This window comes from Streptomyces coeruleofuscus, from assembly GCF_039532725.1.
In the GTDB taxonomy this organism is placed as follows: Bacteria; Actinomycetota; Actinomycetes; order Streptomycetales; family Streptomycetaceae; genus Streptomyces; species Streptomyces coeruleofuscus.
In genome coordinates, this window is the sequence record NZ_BAAASE010000012.1 from 72,746 (window position 1) to 88,308 (window position 15,563).

10 protein-coding genes are annotated in these 15,563 nt (G+C 74.1%); 2 read left to right on the forward strand and 8 right to left on the reverse strand.

All coding sequences use genetic code 11. The annotated features are described in order from the left end of the window. Positions 1-96 precede the first annotated feature (96 nt). Entirely contained in the window at positions 97-510 is a 414-nt protein-coding gene (locus ABFX81_RS35285) for a VOC family protein (RefSeq protein WP_086854427.1), read from the reverse strand. Positions 511-683: 173 nt separating this feature from the next. Between ABFX81_RS35285 and ABFX81_RS35290 the strand changes: the two genes are divergently transcribed. Beyond that, positions 684-1,538: an aldo/keto reductase gene (locus ABFX81_RS35290; RefSeq protein WP_086854420.1), complete on the forward strand. Its 855-nt coding sequence runs from the start codon at positions 684-686 to the stop codon at positions 1,536-1,538. A 49-nt stretch (positions 1,539-1,587) separates the two neighbouring features. Here ABFX81_RS35290 and ABFX81_RS35295 read toward each other — a convergent pair whose 3' ends face one another. Further along, positions 1,588-1,818: a hypothetical protein gene (locus ABFX81_RS35295; protein WP_059421685.1), complete on the reverse strand. Its 231-nt coding sequence runs from the start codon at positions 1,816-1,818 to the stop codon at positions 1,588-1,590. Positions 1,819-2,070: 252 nt separating this feature from the next. Here ABFX81_RS35295 and ABFX81_RS35300 point away from each other — a divergent pair, with 252 nt between their 5' ends. After that, positions 2,071-3,792: a hypothetical protein gene (locus ABFX81_RS35300; protein WP_086854419.1), complete on the forward strand. Its 1,722-nt coding sequence runs from the start codon at positions 2,071-2,073 to the stop codon at positions 3,790-3,792. Positions 3,793-4,880: 1,088 nt separating this feature from the next. Here ABFX81_RS35300 and ABFX81_RS35305 read toward each other — a convergent pair. From ABFX81_RS35305 to ABFX81_RS35330, 6 genes are all read right to left on the reverse strand, one after another. Further along, complete coding sequence (locus ABFX81_RS35305; RefSeq protein ID WP_086854771.1) at positions 4,881-5,564, reverse strand: cutinase family protein; 684 nt, start codon at positions 5,562-5,564, stop codon at positions 4,881-4,883. A gap of 175 nt (positions 5,565-5,739) precedes the next feature. Further along, the gene (locus tag ABFX81_RS35310; protein WP_086854772.1) at positions 5,740-6,957 is read right to left on the reverse strand and encodes a PucR-like N-terminal domain-containing protein; all 1,218 of its coding nucleotides are present in this window, start codon (positions 6,955-6,957) and stop codon (positions 5,740-5,742) included. A 122-nt stretch (positions 6,958-7,079) separates the two neighbouring features. After that, the gene (locus ABFX81_RS35315) at positions 7,080-8,039 is read right to left on the reverse strand and encodes an alpha/beta hydrolase-fold protein (RefSeq protein WP_086854773.1); all 960 of its coding nucleotides are present in this window, start codon (positions 8,037-8,039) and stop codon (positions 7,080-7,082) included. A 21-nt stretch (positions 8,040-8,060) separates the two neighbouring features. Continuing rightward, positions 8,061-12,053, reverse strand: a complete 3,993-nt coding sequence (locus ABFX81_RS35320; RefSeq protein ID WP_346139205.1) for an acyltransferase domain-containing protein — start codon at positions 12,051-12,053, stop codon at positions 8,061-8,063. Then, a complete protein-coding gene (locus ABFX81_RS35325) occupies positions 12,050-13,813 on the reverse strand; it encodes an AMP-binding protein (RefSeq protein WP_086844524.1) in 1,764 nt (587 codons plus the stop codon). Before ABFX81_RS35325 ends, ABFX81_RS35320 begins: the two co-directional genes overlap by 4 nt. A gap of 58 nt (positions 13,814-13,871) precedes the next feature. After that, a complete protein-coding gene (locus tag ABFX81_RS35330; protein WP_086844523.1) occupies positions 13,872-15,434 on the reverse strand; it encodes a carboxyl transferase domain-containing protein in 1,563 nt (520 codons plus the stop codon). Between the last annotated feature and the right edge of the window lie 129 nt (positions 15,435-15,563).

Below are 15,563 nucleotides of genomic sequence, written 5' to 3' on the forward strand. Positions count from 1 at the left end.
CAACAAAACAGGGCCGCCCGCACACACCGGAAGTGCACGGCGTGTGGGGGCGGCCCCGCAGGCGGACGGTCCCTGACCGTCCAGGCTCCGAGCTGCTCAGCTCTCCGGTCTGCTGATGTTGACCATCCATGGGACGCCGAAGCGGTCCGTGCACATGCCGAACACGTCGCCCCACATCTGCTTCTCCAGCGGTACCGACACCGAGCCGCCCTCGGACAGCTTCTCCCAGTAGCCGGTCAGCTCGGCGTCGTCGTCGCCGCTCAGGCTCACCGCGAAGGGCTGGCCCGGCGCGGACTCCATGCCCGGCGGGTTGTCGGCGCCCATCAGGGTGAAGCCGCTGGGGGTCTCCAGCATGCCGTGCATGATCTTGTCGGCGTTGGGGGCCTCCGGCTGGCCGAAGTCGCCGTAGGTGTTCAGGGCCAGGGTGCCTCCGAAGACCTCCTTGTAGAACTCCATCGCCTGCCGGGCGTCGCCGTTGAAGGACAGGTACGGGTTGAGACGCGAGACCATGAGAACCTCCGTGAAGGGGTCGAGGGTCATGTGCGCGCAGCGTAACGCCGGGCACTGACGACGGCTCGTCGAGCGGTGCCGTGCCGGGGATGGCGTGCCTCTCCCGGTGACCGGCGTCGTCGTCAACCGCCCTGTCGGCGTGGCGCGTTGAGCAGAGGGGGAGGATCGCGCTCATGACAACAACCACCTTCCGCATCGGCGGGGATCTGGACGTACGCCGGCTCGGTTTCGGAGCCATGCATCTGCCGACCGAGGCCGGCCCCGCCCGGGAGAACGCCCTCGCGGTCGCCCGGCGGGCCGTGGAACTGGGCGTCACGCTGATCGACACGGCCCATCTGTACGGCGGGGGAGCCAACGAGGAGCTCCTCGCCGAGGCACTGCACCCCTATCCGGCCGAGCTGCTGATCACCACCAAGGTCGGTGTCGCACGCATCGAGGGCGAGTGGCGGCTCGACGGACGGCCCGACACCCTGCGCCGCCAGGTCGAGCAGGCCCTGGGCCGGCTGCGCGTCGAGCGGATCGAGCTGCTCCAGCTCCACCGCATCGACCCCGGAACACCGCTCGCCGACCAGCTCGGCACGCTGCGCGACCTCCAGACCGAGGGCCGGGTCGGCCGGATCGGGCTGTCGGAGGTCACCGTCGCCGAGCTGGCTCAGGCCCGGGAGATCGTCGACATCGTGAGCGTGCAGAACCGCTACAACCTGCTCGACCGTGAGCACGAGCCGGTGCTCGACGCCTGTGCGGCGGCCGGAATCGCCTTCCTGCCGTGGCGGCCCGTCGCCTGGGGGAAGACGGGGGCCGAGGCGGAGATCGCGGCGGTGGCGGCCGACCTCGGTGCCACGCCCACGCAGGTCGCGCTCGCCTGGCTCCTCCACCGCTCGCCGGTCGTCCTGCCGATTCCCGGTACGGCACGTATCGAGCACCTGGAGGAGAACCTCGCCGCGGCGGACCTCGACCTGACGCCCGCCCATCGCGACCGCCTCGACCGGCTGGCCGGGGGAGCGAGGGTCGCGGCGGGGGAGGACTGAGACAGGGCCTCACGCGTACGGGGCCCAGGAAACGGGGCCCCACGAAGGCTCAGGCCTCGTCGGACGACCCGCTGTTCCAGTCGTACGGGCCGCCGCCGCGCCACTCGATCAGCTCAGTGTCGTCGACGGCCGTGTCGGCTGTGGGCAGGCCCTCGCGGTGCAGCAGGTCCAGCACGTCGAAGAGGCTGTAGGCGACGCCCATGCGCTCGCCGTGGATGGTCACCAGCCGTCCGCCGTCCGACGCGGGCGGCTGCACGACCACAGGGGGTTGACCGTCCATAGCCCCACCATGCTCCCGAAATCGCCGGTTCGCAGCTCGGCCGGGCCGATAAGGGGGTTCTGAAGCGGGAGAGCCGGTCGGGTCCGCCGGTCCTGACCCGGTCGGGTCCGCTGGTCCTGACCCCGTCAGGCCCACCGATCCCCGGTCCCGGCCACGGAGGCTCTGTACGCCGGTGACAAGGCACGATCCGGAAACTGAGTTCTCATCAGCACCCCCTGAGCGACCTCCTGCCGGAGCCCTAGCGTCCGTGGCATGGACATGAACCGTAGGACAAGAGGGAAGTGGCGGGGGGCCGCACTGGCGGTGCTGCTGGCCGCCGGGACGCTCACGGCCGCGGCTCCGGGAGCCCGGGCCGACGGCGGGCGGACCGAGACGCCGGTCGCGTCGACGTCGCCGGTGACCGGGGTGACGGAGTCGGTGGTGCGGGTGAGGGCGCCGCTGCCGGAGTCGGCCGGGCCGCGTCCGGCCGCCTGCGACTGGCTGTCGTACCTGCGCTACCGCTCCGCCGACGGGCCCGCCGCCTCGGCCGACGCGGACCGGATCCTCGTCGCCCAGCCCGGCATCCTGGAGGGGGCCGGGGCGTTCGACAGCGTGGCCCGCAACACCGTGGCGCGAGCCGCCGAGCAGGGCGTGCACATCGAGTTCTGGGCGCTGGACCGACGCTCCAACTGCCTGGAGGACCGCACCGGCATCGCCTCCGGCGACCAGCACACCGCCGTCGACTACTACTACCGGGGCAAGCAGGTCGACGGCCGGACCTTCGCCGGCTTCACCGGCAACGGGAAGCTGGGCTGGATGGCGAAGCTCGGCATCGAGCAGACGGTGCGCGACCAGTACGACCTGCTCAACGCCGAGTTGCCCGACCAGACGCAGCGCAAGCGGAAGGTGCTGTGCGGCGGGCACTCGCTGGGTGGTGTGATCACCGGGTACTTCGCCGCCGCCGACTTCGACGGTGACCGGGCCACCACGGCGGACGCCGGCTACAACCAGTGCGCCGGTTACTTCGCCCTCGACACGACCGTCTCCACCTCGCTGGCCGACCTCAGCGGCAGCCTGCCGGACGACACCAACCTGCCCGACATCGGCCTCGGTTACGGCGTGGTGCAGGCGGGGCTCGACAGCGGGGTGCTGCCGCGCTCGCTGTCCGCGCCGGTGCTGCTCAATCCCGAGACCATGACGCTGCTCGGCATCGCGGGGATGGGTGCCCTCAAGGACCCGGACGCCGAAGCGAGCCTGCCGCGCTACCTGCCCTCCAACCTCAACATCGAGGCCACCCACCGCGTCCTGTTCTCCAAGAACACCGCCGCCTTCCTCACCGGCAAGCCCGCGGTGAAGGACTTCCGGCTCACCAACGGGGCGGTGCTCGGTGCCTTGCTGGACGACAACTCCGTACCGCTCGCCTTCCTCCAGACCAGCATCGGCTTCTTCGACGGCGGGCCGATCGCCGACAAGAGCTTCCCCGTGGCCAACGGCGGGACGCAGCAGCCCGGGCTGTACGGCACCGCGTACAAGGCCATCCCGGACCGGCCGCAGGGACCCCTCTACACCTGGCGCAACTACGACCGCGTCGGCGACCCCGACGACCCCGGCCATCGGTCGGCCGACGGCACGCCGTTCACCGGCCCCGGCGAGGAGGTGACCGACGTGCGGCAACTGGCCCGCAGCCTGGCCGAACAGCCGCTGGACTTCACCGAACAGTACTTCCCGACCAAACTGGTGACGGACATCCAGCTGTCCACCTCGCCGCAGGTCAAGAAGCTCGTGGTGCATCCCGGCGGGCTCAAGGCCAACCCGGTGCTCACCGTCCTCGCGGGTGAAGGCCTGCTGGCCGGCCGGGTCCCGCCCGAGCTCCACCCCGTCATCGCCGACGGCTACCAGCACCTCGACGTACTGACCGCCGCACCCACCCAGAACAACGGTCGCCCCGAGCCCGTCTCCACGAGCCTCGCCGCTTTCGCACACTCCCCGCGCTAGCCCACCCGCACGCACGCCCGGGGCCCGGGGCCCGGGAGGAATCCTCCCGGGCCCCTTCGCATGCCGCCACGACTCGGGCGTCACGGGAGGCCCGCTGCGGTCGAACCTGCGGCTCGGTTAGGTCCGTGCCGGGGCAAGGCCCGCCGCCCGGTTGAGGTCCGGCGTCGGATCAAGGCTCGCCGTCTGGGTCCAGATCCGTGTCGCGGCCAGGCCTGTCGTCCGGTTCAAGCCGTGCCGTGGCCGAGCCCCCGCTGCTCGGGGCAGGGTTTCGGCGCCGCGGCGAGGTTCGCGCGGCAGCCAAGGCCCGTGCAGCGACCGAGCCTTGTGCCGAGGCACGGGCCTGTGCCTGGGCCGAGTTCCGCCGCCCGGCGCAGTTCCGGGCGGGGAGCGAGGTTCGTGCCGGGGCGGAGGTCCCGTGCCGGGGCCAAGGCCCGTCGTCCGGTTCAAGCCGGGCCGGGGCTGAGCCCTCGCTACCCGGGGCAGGTCCGCGCGGCTGCGAGGTTTGCGTGGCAGCCAAGGCCCGTGCAGCGACCGAGCCTTGTGCCGAGGCACGGGCCTGTGCCTGGGCCGAGTTCCGCCGCCCGGCGCAGTTCCGGGCCGGGAGCGAGGTTCGTGCCGGGGCGGAGGTCCCGTGCCGGGGCCAAGGCCCGTCGTCCGGTTCAAGCCGGGCCGGGGCTGAGCCCTCGCTACCCGGGGCAGGAACGCGCCGCGGGGGATCCCCGCCGTAGCCAATGCCGTGCAGCGACCGAGGCCCGCGCAACGACCGAGCCCCGCGCCGCAGCGCAAGTCCGTGCCCGCGCCGCAGCACAGACCCGTGCCCGGGCCAAGACCCGTGCCCGGGCCAAGTCCCGTGCCCGGGCCAAGTCCCGTGCCCGCGCCAAGTCCCGTGCCCGGGCCAAGTCCCGCGCAACGACCGAGCCCCGCGCCGCAGCACAGCCCCGTGCCCGGGCCAAGTCCCGCGCAACGACCCAGCCCCGCGCCGCAGCACAGCCCCGTGCCCGGGCCAAGACCCGTGCCCGCGACAAAGCCCCGCGCCGGGGCCGAACCGTGCCCCGGCGCGGGGCCTCGTCGCTTCGGTCAGGTGCGGGTCAGAGCCTGCCCGCCGCGAACGTCGCCGCTTCGTCCGCGTTGTCGCGGTAGCTCAGGTGGGCCCCGGTGTCGCCGCCGCCCCTCTCGCAGACCGGGTCGCCCTTGGCGCAGATGTCCAGGGTGCGGCTCTGGTACGTGCCGGTGACGCTCTTGCCGAGGGCTCGGATCGGGTTGCCGAACAGCAGCACCGCGGCGACCTTCGGTTCGACCGCCGCGGGCAGCGTGGCCACGATGGGGCTGCCGACCACCGCGCCCGCGCTGCTGATGCCGATCGAGTTGTCGACGACGTTCGCGCCCTGCGAATAGCCGACGAGAACGAAACGCTGATTCGGACAGGCGGCGGCCTGGCTCTTCACATGGTTCACCAGGTCCGTGTTGCCCCGCGCGGCAGACGTCGGCAAAAGGTTCGCGGGATAGTCCACCGCGTAGCTGGACAGGCTCTTGCCCGTCACCTTCTTCTTGAGGGCGGAATACACCGGGTCGCCGACGATGAAGCCGAGCGTGCCCGGCTCGAAAGTACCGCGCGCCGAGACCACCTCGACGTCCGTGCAAGCCGCGGCCGCCTTCGTGGCCGCGTTCGTGGCCGCAGTCGTGGCCGTGGCCGTGGCCGAGGGCGCCGAGAGGGTGGCGAGACCGGCCCCGCCGGCCAGCGAGAGCGCGGCGAGACACAAACGGATACGCATGGGGAATCCTCCGCGAGTGAGGCGCGTCGAGCGCCTGCGAAAAAGGACGGCCCGAACGTATTCGCTGTGTCTCCCGGGGTGTTATGGACTGGATTATGGAATCGCCGCGGTTTTTTGTCGCCGATTGAGTACGCCGCCGGTTGAGTAACTCGCCGATTGCGCTCCGTACGGGGAATCAGTTCCGCGGCGTACGCAATGACTCCGCACGCAACGCGAGAATCAGGTCGAGGCGGGTCTCCGGATCGTGCAGGGCGTCGCCGAACAGCTTCTCCAGCTGGCGCAGGCGGTAGCGGACCGTCTGCGGGTGGATGTGCAGCCGCACGGCGACGTCCGGCACGTTGCTGCCGCTGAGCAGCCACGCCAGCAGTGTCTCGGCGAGTCGGTCGCGCTGCCCGGCCGAGACCGTGTCGAGCGGCGCGAGGACCCGCTCCTGGAGCCGTTCGAGCAGCGGTTCGTCGCCGTACAGCAGCAGGGTCGACAGATGGTCGGCGCACCGCACCACGCCCTGGCGGGGGAGGAGCCCGCGTCCCATCAGACCGAGCGCCCGGGTGGCGAGCCGCAGCGACTGCGCGGCGTCGGTGACCGCGACGGTCGGGCCGATCGCGGCGGGCCGGCCACGCAGCGCGAGCGTGAACGCCCGGCCGAAGCGGCCGGAGCCTTCCGGGTCGGGCACCAGCATGCGCGGCGGCCGGGACTCCATGTCCACCAGCGCGCCCGCCGCGGCCAGCGGCCGGTCCTCCTCCTGACGGTCCGGCGCCGCCGCGAGCGCCACCACGGCGACCGTCCGGGGCACGGCCCAGCGCGCGCTGTGCGCCAAGTCCTGCACCGCCTCCAGCGCCACCGGCCCGTCCTCCAGCAGCAGGTCGAGCAGCCGTCTGCGGCGCCGCTCCAGCTCGTCCGAGCTGCGCAGCTGGGCCTCCGCGTAGCCGGCCGCGGCCGCCTCGGCGACCTCGTGCACGGTCCGGAACGCCAGCTCGCCGAGTGCCGCGACGACCGAGGAGTCAAGGCCGAGTTCCTCCGCCGTACGGCCCATCAGCCGCCAGGCGTGCAGTCCCCCGACCCGCAGCGCGGACTGCAACGCGTCCAGGCTGCGGCCCTCCAGGGCCTCACCGCGCCCCAGTTCGTAGTACGTCGCCGCGATCGTGCCCCCGTCGTCCCGCGGGTCGGCGATGTGGTCGACGAACAGGGTCAGCGCCTGCACCACCCCGGCCCGCAGGTTCCTGCCGTACGCCCCGTCGGCGGGCCGCGCGTACTCGGGAACCTCACGGCGGACCTCCTCCTCCACCTGGTCGGCGACGGCCGCGAGCTGGGCGCGCAGCAGCTCCGCCAGATCCGGCGGCACCGGTGGCGTATCGGGGCGGTCGGGCACGCCGTGGGGGGTGGGCACAGCCATCACGGGCACTCCTTTCGGCCGGAAGCGGCTCACCCGCGGGCTGGTGCCGCTGGGACGAGCGGGAAGTCCTGTGTTGGACGGACGACCCCTGCGCTCCGTTCCGTGCCCCGACGGCACCCCCGTCACTCCGGCACGCCCAGGGCATGGGCGAGCATCGGCCACGAGGCGGTGAACTCCCGCTTCCAGTAAGGCCAGTCGTGTCCTCCTCCCGAGTAGAGGTGCGTGGTGGCCCGGATGCCGAGCCGGGCGAGCGTGCCGGCGAAGCCCTGCGCAGAGGGCCACAGGGCGCTCTCCAGCACCCCGGGCAGCGGATCGCCGCCGCTGCCGCCGCCCACCCCGCTGCCCTGAGAGACGTACAGGGCGGTGCCGCGCAGCCCCGCGGCGCGGGCCCGCGGATTGAAGTCCCGCCAGGTCAGCAGGTTCAGCAGCGGATGCCCCCACAGGGACGCGGCCGGCAGGTTCTCGCGGGCCACGATGGCGTCCATGATGGCGGGCACGCCCGGGGCGGTGGTGTCGAGGATGCCGCTGAACGAGGCCGCGGCCTTGAACGCCCCGGGGTGGCGGGCCGCGTGCGCCATCGCGCCGTAACCGCCGGTGGAGACCCCGGCGACCGCCCGTACGCCGGAGGCCCGGTACTCCCGGGCGAGCAGCGCCGGCACCTCCTTCACCTGGAACGTCTCGTAGTCGGGCCCGCCGCGCCAGACGCTGGGGATGCCGGTGGGGCCCGCGTCCGGCATCGCCACGATCAGGTCGCGGCCCTCGGTGAAGGCCTCGATATCGGTCTCCCGGGTCCAGGACGTGTAGTCGTCGTGGGCGCCGTGCAGCAGATACAGCACGGGATACGTCCGCTCCGGCCGCGCACCGAAGTCCGACGGCAGGATCAGCCGGACCGGCGCGCTGCGGCCGAGCGCGGCGGAGGGCACGGACACGTCCAGCGTGCGCGGCCCGAGCCGGGTGGCGGCCCCGGCGCGGGCCGTGCCGCTCGCGGCCCCGAAGAGGACGGCGAGACCGGCGGCGGCCGTCGCTCTGGCGACGGTGCGCCGGGACACTCCGGCGGCGGGCTTCGGCGGCAGATCGGGCATGGCGGCTCCTCGGTTGGCGGTTCAGGGGGCCCGTTCGGCGAGCACCCGGCTCAGGTGGGCGGCGATCTCGTCGACGTGCGGCGGATCGAGCAGGGACAGATGGTGACCGGGCACCGGCACGACCTCCAGGCGCGGGCACACCTCGTCCCAGCCCAGCGCCTCGTCGTCGCGTTCGTACGCCGGGTCGCGCACGGTGTGGGGCGCGGGCTCGGTGGCCCGGTACAGGACGACCGGCCCGTCGTAGTCGCCGGGCCGGTGCGACTCCCCGACGCCCATGTCCAGGTAGGAGGCGCGTTGGTGCTCCAGCGCCGCGGGCGGCACGTCAGCGGCTTCGCGCAGCGTCCGCAGGACGGTGTCGATGCGCTCCCGGTCGTCGTCCATGGCCAAGAGCTCGTCGTACGGGAGCTCCAGGCGCACCCCGTAGGCGTCGGCGACGTGGCCGGCGAAGCCCTCGAAATGCGCCCGGATCCGGTCGGCGCGGGTCACGCCGGGCCGGGGGAGGGGGCGTACGGAGTCGAGGAGCACGACCAGCGGCACGTCCCGTCCGGCGGCGGTCAGCTGCCGCGCGGTCTCCTGGGCGACGAAGCCGCCGAAGGACCAACCACCCAGCAGGCAGGGTCCGTCGGGGTGTGCGGCGGCGATGGCCTCGGCGTACCGTCGCGCCTTCTCCGGTACGGTCCGGGCCTCCTCGATCCGCTCCAGCCCGTACACCGGCCGTTCCTCGCCGAGCCGTTCGGCGAGCGTCCGGTAGACGGCGACCGGGCCGCCGGCCGCGTGGACGAGGAACAGCGGGGGCCGGGAACCGGTGGCGCGCAGCGGGCGCAGCGGGGTGTCGTCGCGGGGGAGGGCATGCCGGATCCGGGTGGCGGCGTCCTCGACCGTGGCGGCGGTGAACAGGTCGCGCAGGGGCAGTTCGACGCCGAACTCGCGCTCCACGGCCGTGCGGACGCGGACGGCCATCAGCGAGTCCAGACCGAGATCGGCCAGGGCGGTGCCCGGGGCGACACGGGCGGGCGGGTGGCCGGTGACGGCGGCGATGTGGTGGGTCAGCCGGGCCAGGACCGACGACGGTTCCGCCACGTCGGCGTCAGGCTCCGCCGGCTCCGGCGAAACCGGTTCGGTGCGGGCCCGCCCGTCGGTCCACCAGTGCCGCACGTGCCGCCACCGGGGCACCGGCAGGTCGACGACCCGGCCTGGCGGCACGGGCAGCCGCTGACCCCCCACGTACAGGGCGCCCAACTGCCCGGCGAACGCCTCCGCCCCGTCGGCGTCCCGGCGCAGGGTGGCCAGGGCCAGGGCTGGGGCATCGCTCACGGTGTCGGCGACGGCCCCGGTCAGCACCGGATGGGGCGAGATCTCGACGAAGGCCGTGTGACCGTCGGCCGCGGCCGCTGCCAGCGCCCGGTCCAGGCGGACGGGCCGCCTGAGGTTGGCCGCCCAGTGGGCCGCGTCGAACACGCAGTCGCCGCGCGGGTCGTCGAGGACGGTGGAGTACACCGGGACACGCGGCCGCCGGCCCCGGATGCCGGACAGCGCCTCGGCGAGCTCCGGCAGCAGCGGATCCACCTGGGGCGAGTGCCCGGCGCCGACGACCCGCATGGCCCGTGCCGCCCGGTCCTGCCCCTCCAGCCGGCGCACGAGCCGGGCCACCGCGGCCTCCTCGCCCGTGACGACCTTCTGCCGGGGCGAGGAGTGCACGGCGACGTGCACACCGGGGAAGTCCCGCTCCAGAGACTCCAGTTCGGCGTCGTCCAGGTCCACCACGGCCATCGCGCCGCCGCTCAGCCCGCTCAGCAGCCGGGCCCGCACGGCGATGACACGCGCCCCGTCCGCCACGTCCAGCGCGCCCGCACACACCGCCGCCGCGACCTCGCCCATGGAGTGGCCGATCACGGCGGCGGGCTCGACCCCGTACGAACGCCACAGCTCGGCGAGGGCCAGCTGAAGACCGAACAGCACGGGCTGGGCGACGTCCAGGCGGTCGAGGCCGGCCCCGGAGGACAGGTGGTCGTACAGGGACAGCCCGCACTCCGGGGCGAGTTGCGGGTCGAGTTTCTGCACGGCGGCGGCGAACGCGGGTTCCTCGGCCAGCAGTCTGCGCCCCATGCCCGGCCACTGGCTGCCGTAGCCGGAGAAGACCCACACAGGGCCGCGCCCGACCCGGTCGCGCTCCCCGGTCACCACCCGCGCGTCCGGGCTGCCCGCCGCCAACGCGCCCAGGGCATCGGCGAGTTCGGCGCGATCCCGGGCGACCACGGCGGCGCGTACGGGGCCGCGGCCGGTGCGCCCGGCCAGCGTCCGGGCCACGTCCGCGGGGTGCGCGGTGCTCTCGCGCAGCCACTCGGCGAGCCGGCCCGCCGTGTCGCGGACGCGCCCGGAGTCGAGGTCGGACAGCAGGTGCAGGCGGGCGGCGGGCTCCTCGGCCGACCGCACGGGGACCAGGCCGGGCGGTCCCTCCTCCAGCACCACATGCGCGTTGGTGCCGCCGAAGCCGAACCCGGAAACCCCTGCGAGGGCGGTGCCGCCGTAGCGGGGCCAGGGCTCCGGCTCGGTCACCACCCTCAGCCGCTCGTCGGCGAGGGACGTGCCCTCCGCGCAGTGCAGGGACGGCGGGATGCTGTCGTGGTGCAGGGCCAGCACGGTCTTCACCAGGCCCGCGATGCCCGCGGCGGACTCCAGATGCCCCAGGTTGCCCTTGACGGACCCCAGCAGCAGCGGCTGGTCCGGGTCCCGGCCCGCGCCGAGCACCGCGCCCAGCGCGCCCGCCTCGATCGGGTCGCCCAGCGGGGTGCCGGTGCCGTGCGCCTCCACGTAGTCGACCTGGGCCGCGGAGACCCCCGCCCGCGCGTACGCGCTCTGCAGCAGCGCCTGCTGGGCGGCCGGGTTGGGCGCCATCAGGCCGTTCGAGCGGCCGTCGGAGTTGACGGCGGTGGCCCGGACGACGGCCAGCACGCGGTCGCCGTCCCGCTCGGCGTCGGAGAGCCGCTTCAGGATCACGGCCGCGCACCCCTCGCCGCGCCCGATGCCGTCGGCCGCCGCAGAGAAGGGCTTGCAGCGCCCGTCCGGTGCGAGCGCGCCCGCTCTGCGGAAGGCGACGGTGACGGCCGGCGACAGCAGAAGGTTGACGCCGGCGGCGATCGCCGTGTCACTCTCGCCCGAGCGCAGGCTGACACAGGCGTGGTGCACGGCGACCAGCGAGGACGAGCAGGCCGTGTCGACGGCGAGGCTCGGGCCCCGGGTGTCCAGGACGTAGGCGAGCCGTCCGGCGGTCACGCTCAGGGCGCCCCCGGCCGGCGCCCAGGGATCCACGGCGTCCGGATCAGCCCCCGTGAGCTGTCCGTACTCGGGGGCCGACACCCCGACGAACACCCCGGTGGCGGTACCCGCCAGGGACCCGGCCTGCACGGCGGCGTGGTCGAGCGCCTCGTGGACGACCTCCAGCAGGATCCGCTGCTGGGGGTCCATCACCGCCGCCTCGCGCGGGGTGATGCGGAAGAAGTCCGCGTCGAACCCGGCGATGTCGTCGAGATAGCCGCCGTACGGATGCGCGTCGGTGGGCGGGAAGGCGGTGAAGTCGCGCCAGCGGTCCTCCGGGACGCGCCGGATCGCGTCGACGCCATCGCTCAGCAGCCGCCAGTAGCCGTCCGGGCCGTGCACCCCGCCGGGCAGCCGGCAGCCGACCCCGACGACCGCGACCGGCTCGGCGGTCCCGCCCGGAAGTCCGGCTCGCGGCACCGGCGCCGCCTCGGCCGCCCCCGGGCTTCCCGAGGCCTCCGCGCCGCACAACCGCGCCACCAGCGCCTGACCGGTGGGCGTCTCCCACAGCAGCGTCGTCGGCAACTCGCGGCCCGTGGCCCGGGACAGCTCACCGGCCAGGGCGACCGCGTCCCGCGAGGACATGCCGAGGTCGGAGAGCGGCCGGTCCATCGGGACGGCCTCGGGAGAGGTGCCGTACCAGACGGCCACCCGTTCGGCGATCAGCCGGCGCAGCGCGCCCTCGTCGACGGGGCTCATCCCGCGGCACCCGCCGTCGCCGCACCGGCCCGGCCACCGTACGCGCCCTCCAGATACCGGGCGCGGGTCAGCGCCCGCGACACCTTCCCGCTGGAGGTACGCGGCACCGTGCCAGGCGGTACCAGGACGACGTCGGCGAGCCGCAGCCCGTGCCGGGCGGAGACGGCGCCGCGCACGGCCCGCACCACGGCCGGCACGTCGAGTTCGGCGAGGCGCGCGGTCCGGGCGTGCTCCGCCACGATCACCACCCGCTCACCCGCGCCGCCCGGCACGGCGAACGCGGCGAGCCGGTCCCGGCGCACCACCGGGTCCGCGTCCTGGGCCGTCGCCTCGACGTCCTGCGGATAGTGGTTGCGGCCGTCGACGATGATCAGGTCTTTCAGCCGTCCCGTGACGACCAGTTGTCCCTCCAGCACCGTCCCCAGATCGCCTGTCCGCAGCCAGCCGCCCGGCCCGGCCGCGGGGTCCGCGAACTCGGCGCCGAAGACGTCCTCCGCTCCCCGGTTCCAGTAGCCCCGGCCGACATTCGGCCCCTGCACCCAGATCTCGCCGACCTCGCCCTCCGCCAGCAGGGCCCGCGTCACCGGGTCGGCGATACGGACCCGCTGGCCCGCCGGGGTGCCACAGCCCGCCAGCAGCACCGCCCGGGGATCGTCCGGCCGCGCAGGCAGGGCCTTCCCGGCGGCCAGGGCGTCACGGTCGAGCGCGAACCGGCCGATCGGCTCACCCGGCCGGGCCGCGCAGACGAACACGGTGGCCTCGGCCAAGCCGTACGACGGGCAGTGGGTCTCCGGTGCCAGGCCCTGACCGGCGAACGCCGCGTGGAAACGGTCGGCCGTGCCCGGGCGGACCGGCTCACTGCCGTTGATCAGCGCGGTCACCCGGTCCAGCCGCAGGCCCGCCTTCTGGTCCTCGGAGACGCTCGCGGCGCAGTAGTCGTAGGCGAAGTTGGGCGCGGCGCTCACCGCGTTCGGATGCGCGGCGAGCAGCCGCAGCCAGCGCACCGGCTCGTGCAGGAATGCGGCCGGGTCCATCAGCACCGACAGGGCCCCTCGTGCCACCGGCGCCGCGACGCTGAGCACCAGCCCCATGTCGTGGTAGAGCGGCAGCCAGCCCACGCACGTCACCGGGCGGGTGTCGGCACCGTAGGCGGTGAGCGCCTGGCGGGCGTTGGCGACGACGTTGCCGTGGCTGATCTCCACACCCGCCGGGGCACGGGTCGAACCGGAGGTGTACTGGAGGTAGGCGGTCGCCTCGGCGTCCGGCGGGACGGGCCGCCAGTCGCGGGCGGCGTCGTCGGGCACCTGGTCCGCGACCACGATCCGCGGTCCGTCGGGGCCGAGGAAGTCGCGCACCTCGTCCAGGCAGCGGCTCGTGGTCACGACGGCCGAGGGCCGCGCGTCGGCCAGCACGCCGGCGAGCCGGTCCGCGTGCCCGGGCAGGCCCGGCGGATACAGCGGCACGGCCACCAGCCCGGCGGCCAGGGCGGCGAGGAAGGCGGTCACGTACTCCGTGCCCTGCGGGCACAGCAGCGCGACCCGGTCCCCCGGGCCGGCCTGGTCGGTGAGGCGCGCGGCCAGTGCCCGCACCCGTACGTCCAGGCGGCGCCAGGTCAGGGTGCGGTGGACGCCGCGCGAGTGCGGTGCCGGGTGCTCGACGACGGTGAACGCCCTGCGGTCCGGGGTGCTTTCGGCCCAGTGCCGGACGTACTCCGGCAGTGTGGGGCACACGGGCGCGAGCGGGGGGCGGCGGCTGTCCATCAGGCGGGGCTCCTCACGGCGCGGATCGGCCTAGGGGTCGCAAAGGGGGAGAGGGGGGCTAAAGCGGGATGTTGCCGTGCCGGCGTTCCGGCATCGGCGCGCGTTTGCCGCGCAGGGCGCGCAGCGCGCGGCAGACCTGCTCACGGGTCTCGCGCGGCGCGATGACGGCGTCGACATAGCCGCGCTCGGCGGCGAGGTAGGGCGTGCCGTGGGTGCGCTCGTAGGCGCTGAGCAGGCGGGCCCGCAGCGCCTCGGGGTCGTCGGCCGCGGCGAGTTCACGCCGGTGCAGAACGCCCACGGCCCCCTCGGCGCCCATGACGGCGATGCGGGCGGTGGGCCAGGCGAGGTTCACGTCGGCGCCCAGGTGCTTGGAGCCCATCACCGCGTATCCGCCGCCGTAGGCCTTGCGCACCACGACCGTGACCTTGGGGACGGTCGCCTCGGCGTAGGCGTACAGCAGTTTCGCTCCGCGCCGGATGATGCCGGCCTGCTCCTGCCGTACCCCGGACAGATAACCGGGCACGTCGGCGAAGGTCAGCAGCGGGATGCCGAACGCGTCGCAGAACCGCACGAACCGGGCCGCCTTCTCGGACGCGTCGATGTCGAGGACCCCGGCGGCGTGCAGCGGCTGGTTGGCGACGACGCCCACCGAGCGGCCCTCGATCCGGGCCAGGGCGCAGATGATGTTCGGCGCGAACAGCTCCTGCACCTGGAGCAGTTCACCGTCGTCGACGACCGCGTGCAGGATCGCCCGCATGTCGTAGGCCTCGCCCAGCCGGTCCGGGACGACCTCGTCGAGGTCGGCGCCGGGCGGCGGAAGCCCGGGGGAGTACTCCGGTGGCCGTTCCAGGTTGTTGGCCGGGAGGTACGACAGCAGGTCGCGCACGGTGTCGAGGGCGTCCTCCTCGTCGGCGGCCAGGAAGTGGGCGTTGCCGTTGACGGTGTTGCTGGTGCGGGCGCCGCCGAGCTCCTCGGCGGTGGTGCGTTCGCCGGTGACCGCCTCGATGACGTCGGGGCCGGTGACGAACATGTGCGAGGCACCGTCCACCATCACCGTGAAGTCGGTGATCGCCGGCGAGTACGCGGCGCCGCCCGCGCAGGGCCCCAGGACGACCGAGATCTGCGGGACCACCCCGGACGCCTTGACGTTGCGGCGTACCAGCTCGGCGTAGAGGGCGAGCGAGGCGACACCCTCCTGGATACGGGCACCGCCCGAGTCGTTGAGGCCGATCACCGGGCAGCCGGTCTTCAGGGCCAGGTCCATCAGCGCGACGGTCTTCTCGCCGAAGGCCTCGCCCATGCTGCCGCCGAACACCGTGGAGTCCTGGGCGAACACGCACACCGGGCGGCCGTCGACCGTGCCGTACCCGGTGACCACGCCGTCGCCGTAGGGGCGGCGGGCGTCCTCCCCGGCGGGCCGGGCCCGGACGAACAGGCCGGTCTCCGTGAAGGAGTCCTTGTCCACGAGCCGTTCGATCCGTTCCCGGGCCGAGAACTCCCCGCGTCTGCGCGGCCCGCCCGGGGCCACCGCCTGGTCCCGGCGGTGCTCCAGGCCGGCGACGCGTTCCGCGGTGCTCCCGGGCGTGTACGCCGCCGTTTCCCCCGGACCGGATGCTGTCACCTCTGTGCTCACAACCACCTCCGAAGTGGTTCTCGAATATGGCAGCGAGGCGGGGGAGTGCCGTGCTGATCGACGCTCTGTGTGGGGGAATTGAGTCCTCCGGTGCGGGGTTTCATCCCCGGGTGACAA